At 61.8% G+C, this 23,930-nt stretch carries 17 protein-coding genes; 12 read left to right on the top strand and 5 right to left on the bottom strand.

What is annotated here, in order from left to right:
• Nucleotides 1–158 precede the first annotated feature (158 nt).
• Nucleotides 159–2,135 carry a TonB-dependent receptor plug domain-containing protein gene (locus GO988_RS02350; RefSeq protein WP_198172473.1) on the bottom strand — a complete coding sequence of 659 codons (1,977 nt, stop codon included), beginning with the start codon at nt 2,133–2,135 and terminating at the stop codon, nt 159–161.
• Between the two features lie 133 nt (nt 2,136–2,268).
• Here GO988_RS02350 and GO988_RS02345 point away from each other — a divergent pair, with 133 nt between their 5' ends.
• On the top strand, nt 2,269–3,219 hold the full coding sequence (locus tag GO988_RS02345; RefSeq protein WP_157561922.1) for a bifunctional helix-turn-helix transcriptional regulator/GNAT family N-acetyltransferase: 951 nt from the start codon (nt 2,269–2,271) through the stop codon (nt 3,217–3,219).
• A 158-nt stretch (nt 3,220–3,377) separates the two neighbouring features.
• Entirely contained in the window at nt 3,378–3,812 is a 435-nt protein-coding gene (locus tag GO988_RS02340; protein ID WP_157561921.1) for a hypothetical protein, read from the top strand.
• 131 nt (nt 3,813–3,943) lie between these two features.
• On the opposite strand, the gene GO988_RS02335 is transcribed toward GO988_RS02340, so the two are convergent.
• On the bottom strand, nt 3,944–4,651 hold the full coding sequence (locus GO988_RS02335) for a carbonic anhydrase (protein ID WP_157561920.1): 708 nt from the start codon (nt 4,649–4,651) through the stop codon (nt 3,944–3,946).
• A gap of 308 nt (nt 4,652–4,959) precedes the next feature.
• Complete coding sequence (locus tag GO988_RS02330; protein WP_157561919.1) at nt 4,960–5,781, bottom strand: phosphatase PAP2 family protein; 822 nt, start codon at nt 5,779–5,781, stop codon at nt 4,960–4,962.
• Between the two features lie 440 nt (nt 5,782–6,221).
• Here GO988_RS02330 and GO988_RS02325 point away from each other — a divergent pair, with 440 nt between their 5' ends.
• The 4 genes from GO988_RS02325 to GO988_RS02310 all read left to right on the top strand — a co-directional run bounded on the left by GO988_RS02325 (nt 6,222) and on the right by GO988_RS02310 (nt 11,966).
• Nucleotides 6,222–7,904 (top strand): glycoside hydrolase family 28 protein, encoded by a 1,683-nt coding sequence (locus GO988_RS02325; RefSeq protein ID WP_157561918.1) that lies wholly within the window; start codon nt 6,222–6,224, stop codon nt 7,902–7,904.
• Between the two features lie 63 nt (nt 7,905–7,967).
• Nucleotides 7,968–9,878 (top strand): DUF4350 domain-containing protein, encoded by a 1,911-nt coding sequence (locus GO988_RS02320; RefSeq protein ID WP_394351216.1) that lies wholly within the window; start codon nt 7,968–7,970, stop codon nt 9,876–9,878.
• A 20-nt stretch (nt 9,879–9,898) separates the two neighbouring features.
• Nucleotides 9,899–10,861 carry a pectinesterase family protein gene (locus GO988_RS02315; protein ID WP_157561917.1) on the top strand — a complete coding sequence of 321 codons (963 nt, stop codon included), beginning with the start codon at nt 9,899–9,901 and terminating at the stop codon, nt 10,859–10,861.
• A gap of 88 nt (nt 10,862–10,949) precedes the next feature.
• A complete protein-coding gene (locus tag GO988_RS02310) occupies nt 10,950–11,966 on the top strand; it encodes a pectinesterase family protein (protein ID WP_232341336.1) in 1,017 nt (338 codons plus the stop codon).
• 27 nt (nt 11,967–11,993) lie between these two features.
• Here GO988_RS02310 and GO988_RS02305 read toward each other — a convergent pair whose 3' ends face one another.
• Complete coding sequence (locus tag GO988_RS02305; protein WP_157561916.1) at nt 11,994–12,695, bottom strand: RibD family protein; 702 nt, start codon at nt 12,693–12,695, stop codon at nt 11,994–11,996.
• Between the two features lie 174 nt (nt 12,696–12,869).
• Nucleotides 12,870–13,907, bottom strand: a complete 1,038-nt coding sequence (locus GO988_RS02300) for a LacI family DNA-binding transcriptional regulator (RefSeq protein ID WP_157561915.1) — start codon at nt 13,905–13,907, stop codon at nt 12,870–12,872.
• Between the two features lie 277 nt (nt 13,908–14,184).
• On the opposite strand from GO988_RS02300, the gene GO988_RS02295 reads away from it, so the two are divergent.
• The 6 genes from GO988_RS02295 (at nt 14,185) to GO988_RS02270 (ending at nt 23,889) form a co-directional block, all read left to right on the top strand.
• Nucleotides 14,185–14,952 carry an SDR family oxidoreductase gene (locus tag GO988_RS02295; RefSeq protein WP_157561914.1) on the top strand — a complete coding sequence of 256 codons (768 nt, stop codon included), beginning with the start codon at nt 14,185–14,187 and terminating at the stop codon, nt 14,950–14,952.
• A gap of 87 nt (nt 14,953–15,039) precedes the next feature.
• Nucleotides 15,040–15,870: a 5-dehydro-4-deoxy-D-glucuronate isomerase gene (gene kduI, locus GO988_RS02290; RefSeq protein ID WP_157561913.1), complete on the top strand. Its 831-nt coding sequence runs from the start codon at nt 15,040–15,042 to the stop codon at nt 15,868–15,870.
• A 45-nt stretch (nt 15,871–15,915) separates the two neighbouring features.
• The gene (locus GO988_RS02285; RefSeq protein ID WP_157561912.1) at nt 15,916–19,227 is read left to right on the top strand and encodes a SusC/RagA family TonB-linked outer membrane protein; all 3,312 of its coding nucleotides are present in this window, start codon (nt 15,916–15,918) and stop codon (nt 19,225–19,227) included.
• 39 nt (nt 19,228–19,266) lie between these two features.
• Entirely contained in the window at nt 19,267–21,102 is a 1,836-nt protein-coding gene (locus tag GO988_RS02280; RefSeq protein WP_157561911.1) for a RagB/SusD family nutrient uptake outer membrane protein, read from the top strand.
• 67 nt (nt 21,103–21,169) lie between these two features.
• Nucleotides 21,170–22,237 (top strand): pectate lyase, encoded by a 1,068-nt coding sequence (gene pelA / locus GO988_RS02275; RefSeq protein ID WP_157561910.1) that lies wholly within the window; start codon nt 21,170–21,172, stop codon nt 22,235–22,237.
• A gap of 119 nt (nt 22,238–22,356) precedes the next feature.
• Nucleotides 22,357–23,889 carry a tagaturonate reductase gene (locus tag GO988_RS02270; RefSeq protein WP_157561909.1) on the top strand — a complete coding sequence of 511 codons (1,533 nt, stop codon included), beginning with the start codon at nt 22,357–22,359 and terminating at the stop codon, nt 23,887–23,889.
• Nucleotides 23,890–23,930 lie beyond the last annotated feature (41 nt).

The raw sequence follows: 23,930 nt of genomic DNA, 5'->3' as shown, positions 1-23,930 counted from the left end.
CTAAACTGCTGAGTAAATGCGGATAAATAAGAACGTCAGGCTGAGCTTGTTGAAACAACTCGCTCGAATCGCAAGGGGTAGTAACCTAGCGGCGCGAGCGAGCTGCTTCGACAAGCTCAGCCTGACGTTCTTAATTTAAATGTTTTATGTGTCAAACCCTACTTGCGCAGCGCTACGCGCACGCCACCCATGAGCCAGCGCGTGGGCATTTGGGCGCCCAGCAAGTCGGCATATTTGGCATTGAATAGGTTCTGCACCTGCCCCGTGAGCCAGAGGCGCTCGGGCAGCAGCGCCAAGTCGAGGCGCGCATTGAAGACGGCGTAGCTCGGCGTGAGCTCGCGGCTAATGGCGGTGGCCGCCTGCGCGTCGCGCTTTTTGTAGAGCCCTCCCAACGTGGCCGTGAAGCGGCGGTGCGTGAGGCTAAGGCTGCCCGCCACCAAGTGCCGGGCCACGTTGGCCAGGTACTGCGAGGCAACGTTGCCCTCCGTGTTGAGGTGTATCCAGGTGTAGCCCACGCTGCCGTCGAGGCGCAGGCCGGCGCCGAGTTGGGCGCGGGTCGTTACTTCGGTTTCGATGCCCTGGGTAGTAACGGCAAACAGGTTTTGGGCAAAACGATACGTGGCGTTGGCGTTGAGGTTGGTGAAGCCAGTGGCTTCAATCACCTGGCTGCCCGACTGGTTGACGTAGTCAATCAGGTTGCGGCCGTAGCGGTTGAAGTACGTGCTGCGCACCGTGAGCGCCCGCCAGGGCTGGTAGTCGAGGCCCGCTTCGTAATTGATGGTGTGCTCGGCTTGCAGGCCAGGGTTACCTACATTGAAGCCAGTGGGCACGATGCCGGGGCGCACATTGCTGGTGTAGCGTTCGGTAAAATCGGCGGCCCGGATGGCCCGGCCCACGGCGGCGCGCACGGTCAGCTTGTCGCCCACTTGCTGGCTGGCGTTGAGCTGCGGCACCAGCTCGGTGCCGTAGGCTTGGTCGTGGTCGAGGCGCAAGGCACCGGTGAGGTTGAGGCCGGGGGTAGGCGCCACGGCCGCCACCGCAAACGCGCCGGCGTGCCAGGTTTGGTGGTTGCCGCGGTCGTTGCTCTGGATGGCGCGGCGGTCTACCTGCCCACCCAGCGTAGCCCGAATTTTACCCGACACCTGCAACTGGTGCTGGCCCTGTATATTGAGGTAGTGCGTGAGGTGGTCGCTAGGCACCGAAGTCGGCGTAAACACGTACAAATCAGTGCTCGACGTGCCCACAATTTGTAGTTCGGTGCGGGCGCGCTCGTTCCAGTCGTAGCGCAGCTGGCCCTGGTACCAGTCGCGGTTGGTGGTTTCGCGGGCCTGGTCGGTGAGGTTGGTGGTGTAGAAATACTGCGCGTTGAAGTCGCGCCTATCGAAGCTGGCGCGGGCGGCGGCGCTGAACTTCTTGCTAATCTGGTACGCGCCCGAGAGCGAGTAGGTGTTCAGCTTCACGTCGTTGCGTTGGCCGTTGCTGGGCGCATCGCGCAGCTGCCCGCTGGCCGTGTTGTTAAGGATTCCGCCTGCCAGCTTTAGCCCCTTATCCTGCCCATAGAAGCCGGCGTTGGTGCTTTTCAGGCCGTATTCGCCGGCCATGAAGGTGCCGGCTAGCTCAGTGCCGTCGGGGCGATGGGTGGCGGCAAACGTCTTGGTAACGATGTTAATAAAGCCTCCCACCGCGTCGGGGCCGTAGAGCGCCGCGCCGGGCCCGCGCACGATTTCAATCTGCTCAATTTCGGCCGGTGTAATGGGCAGGTAGCCCGCAAAGTGGCCCGTAAGCGGGTCGTTGAGCCGCATACCATCCAGCAGCATCAGCACTTGGTTGAAGGTGCTGCCGCGCAGCGTAATATCAGCCTGGGCGCCGAAGCTGCCGCGGCTCTGCACTTCGAGGGCGGGTAGCAGGCGCAGCAGGTCGTCAATCGACGTGACGGGGTAGCGGCTGAGCGCCGCGCCGGGCACCACGGTTACGTAGCGGCCGGTTTGGCCGGCCAGTTGGCCGAGTCGAGTTGCGTACACCGTCACTTCGCTGAGTTGGCGGGCGCTGTCGGCGGGCGTGGTAAGGCGTTGGGCCTGAGCGGCCAGCGGCAGAGCTAGTAAAATACTGGCCGTAACCGGTAAAATTCGGGACATAAACAGACGGTAAAAATGGCCGCAAAGGTAGGAAGATGCCATGCGCGCACCGCAGCTATTCCTGTTTTACAAGGTGGCGTAGGCAATTCCGATTTTTTCAATACATTTGTGTAAGTACTTACCTAAAATTCCGATGGACTTTTTGCAGCAGCTTGGGCCAGTGGCCCTAGGTAGCCGCCTGCGGCGGCTCAGCGAATACCTAACGGGGGAGGCAGCCGGTATTTATGCCGATTATGGGTTGAGTTTTCAGCCGCGCTGGTACCCGGTGTTTTACCTGGTAGCCCACCAGCCGGGCATTGCCAGCAACGAGGTGGCCGAGCAAATTGGCCATACCCACGCATCGGTGAGCCAGATAGTGAAGGAGTTGGTGCGGCACGACCTGCTGGCGATGACGCCCGATGCGCACGACCAGCGCCGCCGCCTGCTGGCCCTCACGCCGCACGGCCACGAGGTGCTGCCCCAGCTGCGCGCCCAAACCGACGACGTGCGGCGCAGTATGCAGGCCCTACTGGCCGAAAACGAGGCCAACCTCTGGCAAGCGCTGGAAAGCTTTGAACAGCAATTGCAGCGGCAGCCCCTCCGCAGCCGGGTAGCGGTGGCCCGCGCCCAACGCCAGGCCGCGCCGGTGCGCCTGCGCGATTTTCGGCCCGGCGACCAGCCCGCGTTTCGGCAGTTGAACGTGGACTGGATAGCGCGCTATTTTCAGCTCGAGCCCGCCGACCTCAAAGCCCTGGACCATCCCGAGGAATACATCTTGGAACCCGGAGGGTGCATTTTGCTGGCCGAGGTGGCGGGGCAGGTAGTGGGCACTTGCGCGCTGCTGAAGATGGAAAATGACAGCTACGAGCTGGCTAAAATGGCGGTTTCGCCGGCTGTGCAGGGGCAAAACATTGGCTATCAGCTGGGCCAAGCGGCTGTGCAGCGCGTGCGCGAGCTAGGCGGGCGGCGGGTGTACCTGGAAAGCAACTCGAAGCTGGCGCCCGCCCTGAGCCTCTACCGCAAGCTTGGGTTTCAGCCCCTGGCGCAGCCCCTACCCTCCCCCTACGCGCGGGCCGATGTGCAAATGGAGCTGCTGCTGGCGTAAGCATTAGCGCCGAGTGCCCTACCCCTGCTTAGAGCTAGGGGGGTAACTTTTACTTAGCGCCCCGCGTTCTGACTGCCACAATCGGCGGCGGCTTCGCCTTTAGGGCGGCGGGGCCGTATAAGCTGGCCACTGCCCGCGTTTGCTAGCTAAGTTTTTCCGTGTCCGATACCATCCTTTATTCGCAGCCGTACGGCGGCATGCTGTTTGCGCCCGAGGTGCCATGTTTCATTGTGGCTTGGTATGGCTTTGCCAACAGCGAGCAGTTTCGGGCGCTCATGGACCACGGCTTGGAGCTGTATCAGGCAGAAGCTCAGCGCACCCAGCCTTTAGGCTGGCTCGCCGACACGCGTAGCTTAGTCGCCATCCGGACCGCCGACCAGCAGTGGCTAGAAGCCGACTGGAACCGGCGCGCTTACGCGGCGGGTATTCGGCACGTCACCTTTGTAGTGCCCGAGAGCGTGTTTGGCCAAATGACGGTGAACACGTATTCCAGCAATGCCAGCGCCAGCGATGCCTATACCATCACTTTCAGCCAGCACCGCACCCTGGCCGAAGCTAAGGCCCGCCTGGGCCAGGAGCTGCACGCTGCTTAGCCCTACCCCCTTCTTTAGTAGCAGGGGGTAGGGCTGGTTTGCAGTGGCAACAACGCCCCAAAAAGGGGCTACGGCGCTTGGCGCCGCAGTCCCTTTTTGGGGCGCAGATTCATTTTTTATACTCAGCAGTGTTAGGCTGGCTGGTCGGTAGCCGGGTCGTGCTCGGGGCCATCGTAGGTGGCGCTGTCCTTGTCGGGGTGAGCCGCGGCCTCAGTGCCGTAGATGTGCTCCAGCTCCTCCATTACTTCCTGGCCATTCACGTTCAAATCTTTGAGCACGCCGTCGGCGATGTCGTAGACGAGGCCGTGCAGGCGCGGGGGCTTGTCGGTGCGCATGGCGTTCTGGATGATGTTGGTTTTGGCCAGGTTATGCACCTGCTCGATTACGTTCAGCTCCACGAGCCGACGCAGGCGCTGCTTCTCCTCGCTGATGCGCAGCAGCTCCGTCTCGTGCAGGCGCACCACGTCGCGGATGTTGACCAGCCAGTTGTCAATCAGCCCGTACTGCTTGTTGGCCGCTGCTGCCGCCACGCCCCCGCAGCCATAGTGGCCCACCACCAGAATGTCTTGCACACCAAGCACTTCCACCGCGTACTGGAGCACGCTCAGCAGGTTCATGTCGGAGTGCACCACCAGGTTGGCGATGTTGCGGTGCACAAACATCTCGCCCGGTCCCGTGCCCGTGATGCCCGAGGCCGGCACCCGCGAGTCGGAGCAGCCGATGAAGAGGTAGCGCGGGGTTTGCCCGTTGGCCAGGCGCTGGAAAAACGCCGGGTCCTCGGCATTCTTGGTGGCTACCCACTGCTTGTTATTCTCTAGGATGTCCTCGATACCTGCCATATAATTTGCGTTGGTAAGGGGAGTATTACGCCCCGGTTCTGAAATAACTTCATTTAATTTTCATGCAAAAATAGCGTCAGCGGGCCGCAACAGCTTTTCGGGCTCTGCTGCCGCCAGGGCTAGCCCTACGCGTAGCGCATACCGTGTCCGTAGGGCTATACGAAACGCCGAAGCCTCGGTATGCTCCTATTCGCTGCGCAATGCTACGGCTCAGGCGAGCATATAGTACCTCGATTGGCCGAAGCCACACCAGCTGGTCGCGAAGCGCTCGATAGTGCCACCCTGTTTCGAGGTGCCGGCCCTACCCCCTACTTCTTGGGCCGCCAGGTAATGGTGAGGCCGGGCGTGCTGCCGTAGAAGGTGGGCGCAAACCCAATGTCGCGGCCAATGGCCTTGCGGCCCCAGCGGTTGCGGTGCGTAAGGTAGGCCAGGTGAGCCGACAAGATGCCGAAGCCCGCGCCCGCCACCACGTCGCTCTGCCAATGCTTGTCCACAATCATGCGCAGGCCCGCCACGCTGGTCGCAATCGCGTAAGCCCCAATGCCATACCACTGGCTTTTGTCCCGAAACTCGGTGTGCACGATGCTGGCCGCCAGAAACGCCTGCGCCGTGTGCCCCGACGGAAACGAAAGATTGTCCGACCCATCGGGCCGCTCCTCGTGGCTGAGCGCCTTCACCACAAAGGTGCTAGAGAGCATGATGGCCTCGCTCTTGGCGATGATGAGCAAGACGTTGAGGCGGTCGTTGCGCGACTCAACCCCCGCCAGCGTCACGGCGCCCAGCTCTAGGTAGGGCGCAAAAATCAGGTAGTCGGCAATGCGGCTTTTCGACGAAGGAAAGAGGCGGTGGATATCGCGCTGCGCATCTTGGTTGGTATAGAAGCCGCCGCCATTGAACGTATACGCCCCATAGCCGATGAGCACGGCTGGCACAATGGCCGCCTTAAAAACCTTGCTTTTGAAGAACGGCTTCTTGACGACGGTCGGCACCCCGGTGGGGTTTTCGTACTTGTGGGTAGTGTCGGCCGCGGCGGGGGTGGTAGGGTTGAGCGGCACCTGGGCTAGGGCGGGGGTGGCCGTAGCTAGGGCCAGTAGCAGCGTGGCGCGGTGGGTAAGTAGGCGAAGCTTCATCTTGGGCGGCGTGGTTCTTAACAATAAGATAAAAACTCCTCTACGCAACTTGGCGTCTTGGTGCCGAGCCCAAATTGCCCTTTTGGCAATTCTGACGAAAATCTGAAGCAGCTAGTAGCCTCTCAAAGCATTTGGATTTAAGTAAAGTAGGGCACCGCACTTCTTTCAAAAACCATACTTTCTGTAGGTTATTTTTTTAGGAGTTGCCCACGGGTAGATAGTCGGTACCCCCCTTTTGGCGGCATCCCTACCCCCTCTATGCGGCTTCGGCAACGTTACCGGTAACGATAACGCAAGTATTTATGGCGGCTTGCTTGTGTAAGCAGCCGCACGGGGTTAGTATTCGGGTGCTGAAATGCTGTTCGGTCCGGCTTGCCATCGCCGAATTGTTTCATTTAGCCTTTCTTTACTCCCTACCCCACCCGCGCGTTCTACCCTACATGAAGCAACTGCTCACTCTCTCGGGAGCCCTCCTGGCCTTGGCTGCGCTGCAACCAGCCTGGAGCCAGGCCAGCCGCCCGGCCCAGCCCGTGGCGATGCCTATCCTACCTGCCGTGCGGCAGGTGCAGTTCAAGGCTGACACGTTTGACCTGCGCAAGTACGGCGCCGTGGCCGACGGCCAAACCCTTAATACACAAGCCTTTCAGAAAGCTATTGCGGCCTGCGCCCAGGGCGGGGGCGGCACGGTGCTGGTGCCCACCGGGCTGTGGCTAACCGGGCCCATAGTGCTGCAAAACAACGTGAACCTGCACTTGGCCACTGGCGCGCTGGTGCAGTTCACGGCCGACCACAGCCAGTATCCGCTCGTGAAAACGACTTGGGAAGGCGAGGACGCCATTCGCAGCCAAGCGCCACTTTCGGCCACGGACGCGCGCAACATTGCCATCACTGGCAAAGGCACGTTTGATGGCGCCGGCGATACCTGGCGGCCCGTCAAGAAGAGCAAGCTCAACGAGGGCGAGTGGAAAAAGCTAGTGGCTTCGGGCGGTGTGCTCAACGATAAAAAGGACTACTGGTACCCGTCGGCCGGCTCGCTCAAGGGCAATACGCTGGCCGCGGCGGGCACGCCGCGCAAGAGCATGAACCCCGGCGACTTCGACGACATGCGCGATTTCCTGCGGCCCAATATGCTGAGCCTCACACGCTGCCACCAGATATTATTAGAGGACTTTACCATCCAGAACTCGCCGGCCTGGACTATTCACCCGTTGCTGTGCGAGGACATTACGGTGCGCCGCGTCACGGCCCGCAACCCGTGGTACGGCCAAAACACTGACGCCATCGACCTCGAATCGTGCCGCAACGGCCTGGTGGATGGCTGCACCTTTGACGTGGGCGACGATGGCCTGTGCATCAAGAGCGGCCGCGACGCCGAGGGCCGCAAGCGCGGCGTGCCCACCGAAAACTTCCTCATTCAAAACTGCAAAGTCTACCACGCCCACGGCGGCTTTGTGATTGGCTCGGAAATGTCGGGCGGCGTGCGCAACATGATAGTGCGCAACTGCTCGTTTCAGGGTACCGATGTGGGCCTGCGCTTCAAGACGGCGCGCGGCCGTGGCGGCATGGTTGAGAATATCTTCGTTGATGGCATCACCATGACGGATATTGCCGGGCAGGCCATCTTGTTCGACATGTACTACATGGCCAAAGACCCGGTGCCGCAGGCCGGCGAGTCGAGCGCGCCGCCCGTCATTGCGGCACAGCCGCTGAATGAGGGCACGCCGCAGTTCCAGCATTTCTACATCAAAAATGTGGTGTGCAAGGGCGCCGAAACCGGCGTTTTGGTGCGTGGCCTACCCGAGATGAGCATCAAGGATATTAGCCTCGAAAACGTCTTTATCGAAGCCAACAAAGGCCTGCTGTGCCAGGAAGCCGAGAATATTCGTTTCAAAAATGTGACGCTGCTCTCGACGGACACCCAGCCGGTGCTGGAGGTGCAGAACAGCAAGAATATCAGCCTCGACAACATCCACTACACCAACGGCGCCACCCTGCTGCTGCGCGTGAGCGGCGACCGCACCCAGGATATTCGCCTCACCAACACCAACACCAAGCTGGCCAAGAAATCGGTAGAGCTCGGTGATAAAGTGAGCAAGAAAACGGTGCAGGTAGCGGTTAATTAAACCCTCTTCTTGCGCCGAGGGGGTAAGGCAGCCCTCAGAGGAACCATAACTAGCGCTTTCTACATGAAATTTCCCACCCTCCTCCTTTCGGCTGCCCTAGCGGCGCCACTCCTTGCACCAGCCCAAAACGCGCCAGCCGCCATGTCGCAGCGCATGGCCGATGCCTTTATTGCGCAAAACCCGGACTCTATTGTAATCGGCAACCGCAAAACTGCGCGCTGGGACTACGAGCAAGGGCTGATGATGAAGGCGTTGGAGCGGGTGTGGGAGCGCACGGGGGATGGCCGCTACTTCACCTACATCCAGAAGGATGTGGACCAGTTTGTGCAAAAGGATGGCACCATCCGCACCTATAAGGCCGACGATTTCACGCTGGATAATATTGCCACCGGTCCTACCCTGCTGCTACTGAGCCAGGTGTCGCTGCCCGGCAACGAGAAATACCGCCTGGCCGCCGCCAACCTACGCAAGCAGTTGGCCAACCAGCCGCGCACCAAAGAAGGTGGTTTTTGGCATAAGAAAGTGTACCCCAACCAGATGTGGCTCGATGGCCTCTACATGGCCGAGCCCTTCTACGCCGAATACAGCGCACTGACCAACGACGCAGCCGGCCTCGACGACGTAGCCAAGCAGTTTGCGCTCATCGAAAAACACCTCGCCGACCCCAAAACCGGCCTGCTCTACCACGGCTACGACGAAAGCCGCGAGCAAAAATGGGCCAACAAAGCCACCGGCCTTTCGCCCAACATCTGGGACCGCGCCGTGGGTTGGTACGCCATGGCCCTAGTGGATGTGCTTGATTATATGCCAGCTGGCAATGCGCACCGGGCCGAGCTTATCAAGGATTTGCAGCGCCTGGCACCCGCGCTGGCCAAGTACCAAGATGCCAAAACCGGCACTTGGAGCCTCGTGATGGGCCACGAAACCGAGAAGGGCAACTACGCCGAAGCGTCGGGCAGCAGCATGTTTGTGTATGCCTTGGCCAAGGGCGTGCGCCTCGGCTACCTCGATAAAAAGTACGCTGCCGTGGCCCGCAAGGGCTACGATGGCTTGCTCAAGACGTTCATTAGCACCGAAAATGGCGCGCTGGCGCTCAACGGCACGGTGAGCGTAGGTGGCTTGGGCGGCAACCCGTACCGCGACGGCTCTTACCAGTATTACCTCAGCGAGCCGCTGCGCAAGAACGATTTGAAGGGAGTAGGGCCCTTCATTTTGGCTAGTGTGGAGATGGAAATCGCCGCTGAGAACGCCTTAGGTCAGGGCAAAACGGTGGGCCTGGACTACTATTTCAACCACGAAACCCGCAAGAATACCTTCACCGGCCAGCCCGAGCAGTGGCACTACACTTGGGAAGAGCGCACGCACGGCGGCTTCTGGCTGTGGGGCACCCAGCTGCGCGAGCTGGGCGCCCGCACGGTAGCCGTGCCCACGGCCCCTACCCCTGCCAGCCTCAAAGGGCTGAATGTGTACGTGATAGTAGACCCCGATTCAAAGAAGGAATCGCCCGCGCCCAACTATATCTCGCCCGCCGACAGCAAGGCCGTTACCGACTGGGTGCGCGCCGGCGGCACGCTGGTGCTGCTGGCTAACGATACGGCCAACTGTGAAATCCGCCACTTCAACGAACTGGCCAAAAACTTTGGCGTGCACTTCACCGACCAGAGCGTGAACATGGTGCAGGGCAGCCAGTTTGAGCAGGGCCGGGTAGATTTGGCGAGCGGCGCGGCCGTTTTTAAGCAGGCCAAAACGGCGTATATCAAGGAGCTATCGGTGCTGGCTTTGCAGGCGCCGGCCCAGCCACTGGTGACGAACAACGGCAAGGTGATAATGGCTACGGCTGTGCTTGGCAAGGGCCGCGTATTCGTGCTCGGCGACCCGTGGCTGTACAACGAGTACACCGACGGCCGCAAGATACCGGCCGTGTATGAGAACTTCCAGGCCGGCAAAGACTTGGGGCGTTGGCTGCTGAAGTAATGGCGCTTACCCCCTTGTTTATGCGCCAGCTTGGCTTCTTACTAGTGGCACTTTTGGGGCTGGCCACCGCCCGCCCTGCCCTGGCCCAGCGGCGCCAGCTGGTGGTAGCCCAGGATGGCAGCGGCGATTTCCGAACGGTGCAGGCGGCCTTCGATGCAGTGCCCGACAACAACACAACCCCGGTGACTATCACGGTCAAGAAGGGCACGTACAAAGAAAAGCTGACCCTGGCGCTGGGCAAAAACCTGGTGCGCCTGGTGGGCCAGGACGCCCGCCAAACGGTGCTGACCTTCGACAATTACCACCAGCGCATCGACCCGGCCACGGGCAAAGAATTCGGCACCACGGGCTCGGCCAGCATCCATATTTATGGAAATGATTTCGCGGCCCGCAACATCACATTTGCCAACTCGGCCGGGCCGGTAGGGCAGGCGGTGGCGGCCTGGGTGAGCGGCGACCGCGCCAGCTTCATCGACTGCCGCTTCCTGGGTTTTCAGGATACGCTGTACACGTTCGGCTACGGCAGCCGCCAGCTGTACGAGCGCTGCTACATCGAGGGCACAGTCGATTTCATTTTCGGCTCTAGCACGGCGTGGTTTGAGGACTGCACGATTATCTGCAAAACGAATGGCTTTGTTACGGCTGCCTCTACCCCCGACACTACGCGCTACGGCTACGTGTTTCGGCACTGCAAAATTGGCGGCGATGCGCCAGCGGGCTCGTTCTACCTCGGCCGGCCCTGGCGGCCGTATGCCAAAGTTGTGTACTTGAACTGCGAATTGGGCGCCGTTATCACGCCCGCGGGCTGGGACGAGTGGGGCAAGGAAAGCAACAAGCAGAGCGCCTACTACGCCGAGTACCAGTCCACGGGCCCCGGCGCCAATGCCGCAGCGCGGGTGCCGTGGTCGCACCAGCTCACGGCCGCAGAGGCCCAGCAGTACACCCGCGCCAGGGTGCTGCGCGGGTGGCAGCCAGGCAAGTAGTCATTTTTTTGTCTGCCCTACCCCTCTCCAAATGAGCATGACTGCCTCATTGAATAGATTCTGATAGTAGTCAGTTTTAGCTTTTCCTATGAAGTCCCTACCCCTGCTAGTAGCTGGCAGCTTGCTTCTGCCTTGCGCGCCGGCATTGGCCCAGGTGCCTACCCCCCCGCCGGCCGATAAGCTGGGGATGCCGCCGGCCCGGCCCACGCCGCCGCAGGTGCTCTTTATTAAGGTGGCGCAGGATGGCAGTGGCGACTACAAAACCATTCAGGAAGCGGTGCAGGCCTCGCGCGACTTGTCGCAGGTGATGGTCACGATTCAAATTAAAAACGGCATTTACCACGAAAAGCTGGTGGTGCCCTCGCACAAAACCCACGTAAAATTGGTGGGCGAAAGCGCGGCTGGCACCGTCATCAGCTGGGGCGACCACACCGGCGACGCGGCCGGCCACAACACGTATTCGTCGCACACAGTGCTGGTGCAGGCCAATGATTTCACGGCCGAAGATATCACCTTCGAAAACGCGGCTGGGCCGGTGGGCCAAGCGGTGGCGCTGCACGTAGAGGGCGACCGCGCCATCTTTCGCCACTGCCGGATGCTGGGCAACCAAGACACGCTGTTTCCGGCGGTGGAGAACAGCCGGCAGTACTACCAAGACTGCTACATTGAGGGTACGACAGACTTTATTTTCGGCACGGCCACGGCAGTTTTTGAGGGCTGTGAAATTCGCAGCAAGCGCAATTCCTACATTGCCGCGGCGGCCACAACCGAGCGCGAAGCCTACGGCTTTGTGTTTAAGAACTGCCGCCTCACCGCCGACACGGCCGCCCACAAAGTGTACTTGGCCCGCCCCTGGCGGCCGCACTCGCGCACGGTGTACCTCAACTGTACGCTGGGCGCGCACATTCTACCCGCTGGCTGGGACAACTGGCGCGACGCGGCCAACGAGAAAACCGCTTACTACGCCGAGTACAACTCTACCGGCCCCGGCGCCAACCCCGGCGCCCGCGCCAAGTGGTCGCATCAGCTCACGGCTAAGGAGGCAAAGCAGTACACGCTGCAGAATATCTTCGGCGGCGCGGCGGGCTGGCTGCCTCAGCCATAGCTCGTTGAGACGGCCCTACCCCTACTCCTAGCTAGCAGGCAGCACTTCGTAGCGCAACCATAAAATATCGTGCGCTAGCTGTTGCACGCCCAGCAGGCGAAAGCGCGTGGCGGGCCCCGGCGCCGGGCCTTGCTCAAAAACCGTGGCCGAAGTGGCCGCGCCATCAACCACGGGGTAGTGCAACAGGCTCAGCTCATCCACCAGCCCAGCTTTGAGCAGCGAGCCATTGAGGTGGCCACCGCCTTCGAGCAAGATGGTTTGGATGGGAAACAAGCGGCCCAACTTGTCGAGCACGTGGGCAAAGTCTAGCTCCTGCGCGCCGCCAAACACGTAGGATATGCCCAAGCCGCGCAGATAAGTCAGGTATTCGTCGGGCACTTGCTCGGTGAGCACGGCAATAAGGTGGTCGTCGTCGATGTAGGCCGACTCCCAGCCCAATTTGCCGTGCGCATCTACCGCAATGGCGAACGAAGCCGCCTGATGGTCGGCCACGAAGTCGGTGCGGTCGAGGGGGGTAGGCGCGGGCTGCAGGTCTGGCTGGCGGCCTTTGGTGAAGTCCTTTTCCATCGTCACGCGCCCGCACAACCAGGCTTGGGCGTCGAAGGTGGCGGCGGTGGTTTCGTAGGCTTGCCGGCCGGGCACGTCGCGGCCCCAGCGCTGCAAGATAGTGCGCCCATCGAGCGAGTTCATCATGTGGCAAATTACCCGGGGCTTGGTCAGAGGCGGCATTTAAGTACACTAATTAAGCGAAAAAGAGGCATCGACACGTAGTACGCAGCAATGGGCGCAAAAGCTACTTTACTTAGCAGGCCACGTGGTAGGCTAAGCGCGCACGCTCCTGCGGCCGGCTGAAGCAAGCGACCTTATATATCTGACAAGCAGATATTTACCCTCCCTACCCCCTTAAACTTCCTCAAACCTCCCCACGGCCAGCTGCGACGATTCGCGTAGCACCATAGTGGTAGGAATGGTGATGGTAGTGGGCGGCGCGGCGCGGTGTTTGAGCTCGATGAGGTCGAGCAAGCGCGAGACGGCTTCCTGGCCGATTTCCATGGCGGGCTGCACCACCGTGCTTAGCGAAGGCGATAGCATATCGGCCACCGTGAGGTTGGTGAAGCCAACCAGCGATACCTCCTCGGGGATGGCGATGCGGCGCTGGCGCAACGCGGCCAGGCAGCCCAGCGCCAGGCGGTCGCTGGCCGTAAAAAAGGCGTCGGGGCGCGGCGTCAGGGCCATCAGCTCATCTACTAGCGGGCCCACCTCGTCGGGCCCAAAGGTGCCGAAGCGCACCAGGCTTTCGTCGTAGGGCAGGCCATTCTGCTCCAGCGCGGCGCGGTAGCCGGCCAGCCGCTCCTGCGTGATGCTGAGCCAGGGCTGAATGGTGAGGTGGGCAATGCGCCGCCGGCCCGTTTTAATCAAATGGTCGGTGGCGGCAAAGGCCCCGCCGAAGTTGTCGGCCACCACGCGGGGCGTATTCAACTCGCCCGATACACGGTCGAACTGCACAATGGGCATGCCGTGCTGCTGCAACTCCTGCAAGTGCGATGTGTCCGACGTTTCGCTGCTCAGCGAGATGAGCACGCCATCGACGCGGCGGGCCACAGCCTGGCGCAGGTTGGCCACTTCGCGCTCGTAGGTTTCGTGGGTTTGGAAGATGAGCACGTCGTAACCGCGCCGGTTAGCTACCTCCTCGATGCCGTTGATGGCCTGCGAAAAGTAATAATTGGCAATCTGGGGCACTACTACCGCGATGGCTTTGCTGCTGCTCCCCTTCAGGCTAAGGGCGATGGGGTTGGGTCGGTAGTGCAGGCGGGCGGCGCATTCCATCACCAGCCGCTTGGTTTCGGCATTAATCTCGTAGCTATCGCGCAAGGCCCGCGACACGGTCGAGACCGAGATATTCAGTTCGCGGGCAATGTCTTTGAGAGTGGCGGCTTCCAAGCTAATTCCAATTAAAGTGCAATCGCCGGCTGAAGTATCTCCGCTGGCTGTTGCGGTTAAAGATAAAGGTTAAATGAACGTTGCCGGCTCATGTGTCGGCCAACTCCTCGGGTTTGGCGGCAAGTGGCAACGTTCCCGACAACGTTTGCGCAAATAAAAACGGTCCCGGCCTTACTTCCCGTCCGATTGTTGGCTAAACTTCGAGACTGTTGTGCTGCCTGCCCTTGTGGCAAAGCGACACTTGCCCTTCTTAAAAACCAACTCCCACCCCCGGCCCATGAGTTTTCCCGCGTCTTTTAGTTTGGTTGGCCAGCGGGCCCTCATCACGGGTGCCGACCGGGGCATTGGCCAGGCCATCGCCATTGGGCTGGCCGAAGCCGGGGCCGATATCATTGCCGTGTCGCGAAGCCTACCCCCCGGCGGCGACACCGAGCAAGCCGTGGTAGCACTAGGCCGCGCGTTTACAGGCTACCGCGCCGACCTGGGCCAGCGCGACGCGCTGCAATCCTTCATCCAGCAAGTTCAGGCCGATTTCCCGGTCATTGATATCCTGGTAAACAACGCGGGCATTATTCGCCGGGCGCCGGCCGCCGAGCACTCCGACGCGGATTGGGATGAGGTGCTGGCCGTGAATCTGGACGCGCCCTTCCGCCTGGCGCGGGCGCTAGGCGGGCCCATGCTGGAGCGTGGCCGCGGCAAAATCATCTTCACGGCCTCGCTACTGACTTTTCAGGGCGGCATCACGGTGCCGGGCTACGCGGCCAGCAAGGGCGCCATCGGCTCGCTGACCAAGGCCCTGGCCAACGAATGGGGGGGTAGGGGCGTGAACGTGAACGCCATCGCCCCCGGCTACGTGGCCACCGACAACACGGCCGCCCTGCGCCAAGACGCCGAGCGCTCGGCTAGCATCCTGAGCCGCATCCCGGCCGGCCGCTGGGCCCTGCCTGACGACTTTAAAGGCCCCGCCGTGTTTCTGGCTTCCCAGGCCAGTGCCTACGTGCACGGCACCATCCTCACCGTTGATGGCGGCTGGATGGGCCGCTAAATCTTAGAGCGCAGTGTGCCGGGAGCAGGAAACAACTTCCCCTTTGCACGCCCTGCGCCTTGTCAACTGCTTACTGTTTACTGAATAATGACTACCCGCTTTGCCCTTGGTCCCCGCGAAACTGCCAGCCTTCATACGGCCGGCTTGCGTGAGCACTTCCTTATCGAGAACATCTTCACGCCCGGCGCTATTGAGCTGACCTACACCCATTACGACCGCATGCTAGTGGGCGGGGCCATGCCCACCGAGGTGGCCCTGCCCCTGCCCAACCCCGCGAGCCTCAAGGCCCAGTACTTTCTGGAGCGCCGCGAGCTGGGCGCCCTCAACGTGGGCGGGCCAGGCCACATCGTGGTCGATGACACCAGTTATGAGTTGGGCTACCAGGACTGCTTGTATATCGGCAAGGGCAGCCAGCAGGTCGAGTTCCGCAGCCTGGAGGCAGCCAACCCGGCCAAGTTCTACCTGCTCTCGGCCCCGGCCCATAAAGAATATCCTACCGCCCGGCGCACCCAGGCCGAGGCCACGCCCGTGGAAATGGGGGCCCTGGAAACGGCCAACCAGCGCACCATCTACAAGTACATCTTCTCCGAGGGCCTGCCCAGCTGCCAGCTCGTCATGGGCCTGACCCAGCTCAAGGAAGGCAGCGTGTGGAACACCATGCCGGCGCACGTGCACGACCGGCGCATGGAGGCCTACCTCTACTTCAACCTGCCCCCCGGCCAGCGCGTGCTGCACCTGCTGGGCGAGCCCCAAGAAACCCGCCCGCTGTGGGTGAGCACCGAGCAGGCCATCCTCTCCCCACCCTGGTCCATCCACACCGGCTGCGGCACCAGCGCCTACGCTTTCATCTGGGGCATGGCCGGCGAAAACCTCGAATACACCGATATGGACCCCGTCGCCCTGGCCGACCTCCGCTAAAATTCATTTTTTTCTGTTTCCCACCCTTCTGCTTTTCGTGTTTTTATGAAGAAACATCTTCTCATGCTTTGGCTCGTGCTCTGCAGCAGCATTGGCTTGGCTTTCGCTCAAACCCGCCAGCTATCGGGCGTGGTTAAGGGCTCGGATGGTGACGCCCTCCCTGGCGTAACGGTGCTGCTGAAAGGCACCACCAACGGCGTTTCGACTGGTGCCGATGGCACCTACACCATTGCCGTGCCCCAGGGCAGCAAGTCGGCTACTTTGCGGTTTAGCTTCGTGGGCTTTGTGAGCCAGGAAGTAGCGGTGGGCGAAAAAACGGCCATCAACGTAACGCTGGTGTCGGATGTGCAATCGCTCGACGACGTGGTGGTTATCGGCTACCAGGAAGTGCGCCGCGGCGACGTCACAGGCTCCGTGTCGTCGGTGAGCGCGCAGCAGCTCAAGGACATCCCCGTAAACTCGGCCGCTGAGGCCCTCACCGGCCGCCTGGCTGGCGTGCAGCTAACTTCTTCGGAAGGCACGCCCGGCAACAACAACGTGCAGGTGCGCGTGCGCGGCGGTGGCTCCATCACCCAGGATAACTCGCCGCTGTACGTGGTCGATGGCATTCAGATTGAAAACGCGTTGTCGGTGATTGCGCCGCAGGATATTGCCTCGGTTGACGTACTAAAAGACGCTTCTTCGACGGCTATCTACGGCGCGCGCGGCGCCAACGGCGTCGTGATTATCACCACTAAGAGTGGCCGCAATGGCCGCACTTCGGTCACTTACAACGGCTTTGCCGGCTTCCGCACCATCACCAAGAAATTGAGCGTGATGGGCCCTGCCGACTACCTCGACTGGGAATATGAGCGCGCGCAGCTTACGGGTTCGGGCTCGGGCGTATCGGGCGGCACCAGCACTTTCAAGAGCGTATTTGGCTCGCTCAATTTCACGGGCGATACCCTGAATCGCCTGCGGGCCCTACCCTTCCAAAACTGGCAGGACCAGGTATTTGGTCGCAAGGCTTTCCAGCAAACCCACAACGTATCGGTGAGCGGGGGCAACCAAAACACCACCTACGCCCTGAGCCTGACTAGCAACAAGGAAGACGGCATTCAGCTGGGCTCGAACTACGACCGCAAGCTGGTCAACTTCCGCCTCGACACCAAGGCCAGCGAGAAGCTGCACTTGTTCTTCAACGCCCGTTTTAACGACCAGGCCAACTACGGTGCGGGCACCGGCGCGGCACTGGGCACCGCCACCACCGGCCAAACCGTGAACACGGGTTCGAGCGTGACGTCGCGCCTGCGCAACTCGGTGCAGTACCTGCCCTTCAACCTGCCATCGGCCAACGGGGGGGTAGGGATTGACCCGACCACCAACTTCGACCCCGATTTCTTCAACAACTCGAGCTTGGTGAACCCGGTGCTGGCCATCAACAACGAGTACCGGGGCGACAAGCGCCGCACGTTTAACATGAGCGGCACGGGCGCCTTCAACATCTTACCCTCGCTGGTGTTCCGCTCGACGGGCGGTTTCGACATCACGTATTCTGATTTGAGCACGTTCAACGGCTTGTACTCGCCGACCATCCGCCAGGCGGCTGGCGGCTACCAGAACCTGCCCTTCGTGACCATTACCACGGGCACGACGACGACCATCAACAACTCGAACGTGCTCGACTACACCTATAAAAAGGAGAAGCACACCCTGAACGCCCTGCTGGGGGAGGAGATTTACCAGCAGCGCAGCACCGTGCAATCGACGCAGGTGAACTTCCTACCCGCCGACATCACGGCCGAGCGCGCCCTGGCCAACATCAACCAGGCCGTGCTGCCCACGGGCACCGTGGCCCAGCCCGTGCTGCCCACTACCGGCGTGCCGGTTGACTACCGCCTGCTGTCGGGCTTTGGCCGCCTCAACTACGACTACGACGGCAAATACCTGGTAACGGCCTCGGCCCGCCTCGATGGCTCGTCGAAGTTCTTGCCCGGCAACCGCAGCCGCGTATTCCCCGGCCTGTCGGCCGCGTGGCGCCTCTCGCAGGAAGACTTTTTCAAGAACTACACCACCAAGGTGTCGGACCTGAAAGTGCGCCTGAGCTTCGGCCAGGCCGGCAACAACCGCATTGCCGACTTCCTGACCAACCAGCTGTTTCAGCCCGGCAACGTGTCGTACGTGCTCAACCACGTGACCATCCCGGCTTCGTCGGCCACCAACCTGGCTAACCCCAACCTGAAGTGGGAAGTGACTACTACCCGCAACGTGGGCCTCGACGTGGGCTTGTTCAACAACCGGGTGCAGTTTACGGCCGATGCCTACTACAACACCACCAAAGACCTGCTCGTGAACGTGCCGGTACCGGGCTTCACGGGTTATACCTCGCAGCTGCAAAACATCGGTTCGACCTCCAACAAAGGCCTCGAATTGCAGCTGAGCGGCACGGTCATCCAGACCGAGAAATTCACCTGGTCGGCCACGGCCAACGCCTCGTTCAACCGCAACCGCATCGAGTCGCTGGGCAGCGTGTCCGAGATTCAGAGCATCCAGTCGGGCTGGGCGGGTAGCGCCCTGTCGGGCTCCGACTTCGTGGCCCGCGTGGGCTCGCCAGTCGGCCAGATGTACGGCTACGTGACGGACGGCTTCTACACCATCAACGACTTCAAGAGCTACAACTATGCTACCCGTACCGGCGTGCTGAACGACGGCGTGGCTAGCGACGCCAGCGTGACGGGCGTGGCCGTGAGCCTGGGCACCATCAAGCTGAAGGATACCAACGGCGACGGCACCGTAACGGAAAGCGACAAGACGGTAATCGGCAACGCCAACCCCAAAGTAAGCGGCGGCCTCAACCAGCAGTTCACCTACAAAGGCTTCGACGCCAGCGTGTTCCTGAACTTTGTGCTGGGCAACGACATCTACAACGCCAACAAGATTGAGTTCACGAGCAGCACTGCCAACACCTCGTACGCCAACTTGCTGAGCGAGATGACCAACCGCGTGCGCAACATCGACGAGAACGGCGCGCTCATCACCGACGCGGCCACCTTCAACCGGGTGAATGCCAATGCGACCATCTGGAGCCCGGTGCGCGGCAACTACTTCCTGCACTCGTACGCGGTGGAGAACGGCTCGTTCCTGCGCGTCAACAACATCACTCTCGGCTACTCGCTGCCCAAGGCCCTCATCAGCCGGGCCAAGCTCCAGCAGCTGCGCTTCTACGTGACGCTCAACAACCTGTACACCTTCACCAAGTACTCGGGCTACGACCCAGAGGTGAACACGCGCCGTGCTACCCCCCTCACGCCGGGTGTCGACTACGCCGCCTACCCCCGCAGCCGCGCCTTCCTGTTTGGCGTGAACCTGGGCTTGTAATCCTTCCTCCCACTCGACTTTTAGCTAGTACCTAGCCCTATGAAATTTTTCTCTTTATCTCATCGGTCCTCGGCCGCCGCACTGCTGCTGGCGGGCACGGCCGGGTTGGTTTCTTCTTGCAAGAACTACCTCGACGTGGAGCCCATTACCCTGAGCAGCACCGAGGCCACCTTTAGTACCGTGAGTGGCGCCACCAGCGCCGTGCTTGGTGCCTACGACCCGCTGTCGGGCGATAATACCTACGGCACGCGCCTGAGCATGTACTTCCCGTACGATACCGACGAGTCGATTGGCTCGTCGGGCACCTTCGACACGGGCCGCCGGGGCATTGCGCGCTACAAAGCCTTTGCCAGCAACACGGAGGTTATCAACCCCTGGAACAACCTCTACCAGGGGGTAGAGCGCGCCAATATCTGCATCAAGAATATTCCGCAGATGGCCCTCTACACCAGCGGCGCGGCGGCCGACACGGCGGCCTTGCACCGCCTCTACGGCGAGGCCTTGACGCTGCGCGCCCAGTACTACTACGAGCTGATTCGCAACTGGGGCGACGTACCGGTGCAGTTTGACCCCTCGGCCCCCGGCCAGGACTTCAACCTGCCCAACGCCGACCGCGACCAAACCCTGACCCGCCTCGTGGCCGACCTGGCCACCGCCGAAAAACTGGTACCCTACCGCACCGGCGCCGGCATCGTGAACGAGCGCATCACCAAAGGGGCCGTGAAGGCCCTGCGGGCGCGCATTGCGCTGCAGCGCGGTGGCTACTCGCTGCACGGCGCCGCCATGACGCGCCCCGCCGACTACCTCGATTACTACCGCATTGCCCGCCAAGAGTGCCTGGAGCTGATGGCCCGCCGCGGCGAGCACACCCTGAACCCGAGCTACTCGGACCTGTGGCTCGGCGTGAACCAGCAGCGCCACGACGCCAACAACGAGATTATTTTTGAGGTTGGCATGGCCGGTTCTACCGCCACCGGCGACTCGAAGCTCGGCTACTACAACGGCCCACGCCTGAACGCCTCGACCGTTTACGGTTCGACGCAGGGCGCCGTGACCATCGTACCAACCTACTTCTACGCCTTCGACTCTACCGATGTGCGCCGCGACATTACGGTGGCGCCGTACCAGATTCCGGCCAATAACAACCAGGCCGGCGTGGCCCTGAACACCATCTACGACGGCAAGTTTCGGCGCGACTGGCACAACCCGCCCCTGCCCGGCACCAACAACTACCTGGGTTACAACTGGCCAATTATCCGCTTTGCCGACGTGCTGCTGATGTATGCCGAAACTGATAACGAGCTGAACGGCCCCACTACCACTGGCCGCGCGGCGCTGCTGGAGGTGCGTACCCGCGGCTTTGGCGGCAACGCTACCCGCGCTGCGGCGGGCTTGGTTACGACCTCGAAAGATGCCATGTTCAATGCTATTGTGAACGAGCGCTTGTTGGAATTTGGCTCCGAAGGCATTCGCAAGTATGACTTGCTGCGCTGGAACCTGCTGGCCGACCGCCTCACCTCCACCAAAGCCAACCTGGCCTTGCTGCAAGCGGCGGCGGCGCCCTACCAGAACGTGCCGCAGTACCAGTACTACCGCGTTGTGAACGGCGCAATTCAGTGGACGCGCTCGTTCTACCGGCCTTCCCCAACCAACACGACGGCCCCCACTGGCACTACCCGCGTGAACTGGCGCCAGAGCATCGACGCTACTTACGTAGCTAACCTACGGCCCAATGGCACGGCTGTGGGCACCATCACGAGCACCGGCACGGGCATGGCCGCCGAGTACCTGCCCGGCCAGGGCAAGGAGCTGCTGCCGATTCCGCAGACGACCCTCGACACTGACCCAGCCCTGAAGCAAAACTTCGGCTACTAACCCTGGCGCCCCCGCTAGCGTCCCACGGGCTGCCAGCGGGGGCTTGCCTACCCCCCTTCCTTTTCCAATGAAGTACCCGTTGCTACTTGCGGCCCTGAGCCTGGCAGTGCCCGGCGCCCACGCGCTGGGCCGGCCGGCGGCGCGCGTGGCCCTACCCCCCTCCGCGGTGGCCCAGGACACGACGGCCGAAAAAATGCTGGCTTTCCAGCGCAGCAGCGGCGGCTGGCCCAAGGCAGTGAACGAGGTGAAGGTGGACTATCGCCACCGTATGAGCGCCAGCGACTTGCAAGCTGCGCGGCACGATGCGGGCCAGCAGGACGGCACCATCGACAACAACGCTACTACCCGCGAAATCACTTACCTGGTTTCGGCTTTCAAAAGCACCAGCAACCCCGCCTACCGCCAAGCCGCGGAGAACGGCATCCGCTACCTGCTCAAGATGCAGCAGCCCAGCGGCGGCTTCCCGCAGTACTACCCCGACGCCCGCTTCTACCGCGCCCAGATAACGTACAACGACAACGCCATGATAAAGGCGCTGCAAGTGCTGCAAGCGGTGGCCGATAAGAAGGGGGACTTTGCCCTCGTGGACCCCACCCTCGTGGCGCCGGCCCAGCGCGCGGTAACCCAGGGTGTGCAGTGCATTTTGAAAACGCAGTACGTGCGCCAGGGCCAGCCCACGGCCTGGTGCGCCCAGCACGACCGCACCACGCTGCTGCCCTGCAACGCCCGCGCCTTCGAGCTGGCCTCGCTGAGCGGCGACGAGTCGGTCGGCATTACCGAATTTTTACTGAGCCTCGACCAGCCCACGCCCGAAGTGCGCCGCGCCATTAAGGCAGCCATTGCGTGGTTTGAGGCGTCAAAAATCTCGAACATGACCGTGCAAGACATCGCCGCTACGCAGCAGCCCAAGGGCCGCGACCGGGTGCTGGTGCCTACCCCCGGCAGCACGCTGTGGGCGCGTTTTTATGACCTTGCCACCAACCAGCCCATCTACGTGGGCCGCGATGGGGTGAAGCACGCGCAGCTAGCCGACATCGAAGTGGAGCGGCGCACCGGCTACGTGTATGCCGGCACCTGGCCCGAAAAACTGCTCACCCGCGAGTACCCTAAGTGGCAGCAGAAGTGGGGGCCCTAACAAAGCAGGTGAGCCCATGACGCGGCCCCGGTTTGGCAGCCGTTGCTTCGGGCCACTTAGCCAGTTGGCGGCGCCCTACCCCTCTCATTTTGCCCCAAACTCTAGCGCTTATCTCCGTTATGACCGTTCTATCCCAACGCCTGGTGCAAGCTATTGGCACTAGCCCAGCGGTAGCCCTACCCCCCCCGGCGCTAGTGCAGCTACCCGAAAAAGTATTGCAGTTTGGCACCGGCGTATTGCTGCGCGGCCTGCCCGATTTTGTGATTGACCAGGCCAACCGCCAGGGCATCTTCAACGGCCGGGTGGTGGTGGTGAAAAGCACCGATGGCGGCGATGCCACCGCTTTCGCCCGCCAAGACAACCTATACACGGTGTGCGTGCGCGGCGTCGAAGACGAGCAGCAAATCAGCGAAAACGTAGTGTGCGCCAGCATCAGCCGCGTGCTGTCGGCCCGCAGCCAGTGGGCCGACATTCTGGCTTTCGCCGCCAGCCCCGACTTGCAGGTGGTGCTTTCTAACACCACTGAAGTCGGCATTGTGCTCGACGAAACCGACGACGTGCGCGCCACCCCACCGCGCTCGTTCCCCGGCAAGCTGCTGGCCGTACTGCTGGCCCGCTACGAAGCTTTTAGCGGCGCCCTCGACAAGGGCCTGGTGATTGTGCCTACCGAGCTCATTGCCGACAACGGCACCAAGCTGCGCGGTATTCTGCGCGCGCTGGCCGAGCGGCAAGGCCTAGAGGCGGCTTTTATCGCGTGGCTCGAAACGGCTAACACCGTGTGCAATTCGCTGGTTGACCGCATTGTGCCGGGCCGGCCCGACGCGGCCGCCTGCGCCGAGCTGGCGCAGGAATTGGGTTATGAGGACGAGCTACTTACCATGTCGGAAGCTTACCTGCTCTGGGCCATTGAGGGCGACGAGCGGGTGCGCGACGTGCTGAGTTTTCAGCAAGTGCACTCCGGCGTAATTGTGCAGCCCGACATCAACCAGTTCCGGGAGCTCAAGATGCGCTTGCTCAACGGCACGCATTCGCTAAGCTGTGGCCTAGCGCACTTGTGCAATGTGCCCACCGTGCGCGGTGCCATGGACGATGCCTGCCTCTCGACCTACATCCGCAACCTGATGCTGGCCGATTTGCTGCCCGGCATCCCCTACCCCATCGACGAGAAGGTGGGCCAGCGTTTCGGCATGCAAGTGCTCGACCGCTTCCGCAACCCCGCCGTGGAGCACCGGTGGCTGGCCATCACGCTCAACTACTCGGCCAAGCTGCGCATGCGCGTGCTGCCCGATTTGCTGCACTATTACCAGCGCTTTGGCGCGGTGCCGCAGTACGTGGCACTGGGCTTTGCGGCCTACCTGCTCTTTATGCACGGCACCCGCCAGGAGGGCGGCGCGTGGCTGGGCGAAGCCAACGGCCAGCCCTACCCCATTCAGGATGAGCAAGCTGGCTACTTCGCCGACCTCTGGCAGCGCCTACCGGCTGTGGAGTTGGTGCCGGCGGCCCTTAGCAACCAGGCCCTGTGGGGCACCGACCTAACCACCCTGCCCGGCTTCGCCGAGGCCGTGGCCCGCTACCTGCTGCAGATGCAACAAGCGGGCGCCGCTGCTACCTTGGCCGCTAAATTAAATAAAACGCAACGCGCCGCTGTTTAAGAGAAGTATTCTATGAACGGATTTGGCACGAGGAGGCAAAA

This window comes from Hymenobacter ginkgonis, from assembly GCF_009755225.1.
Classification (GTDB): domain Bacteria; phylum Bacteroidota; class Bacteroidia; order Cytophagales; family Hymenobacteraceae; genus Hymenobacter; species Hymenobacter ginkgonis.
The sequence above is the reverse complement of the archived record's forward strand: the minus strand, read 5'-3'. Positions and strand labels throughout refer to the sequence as shown.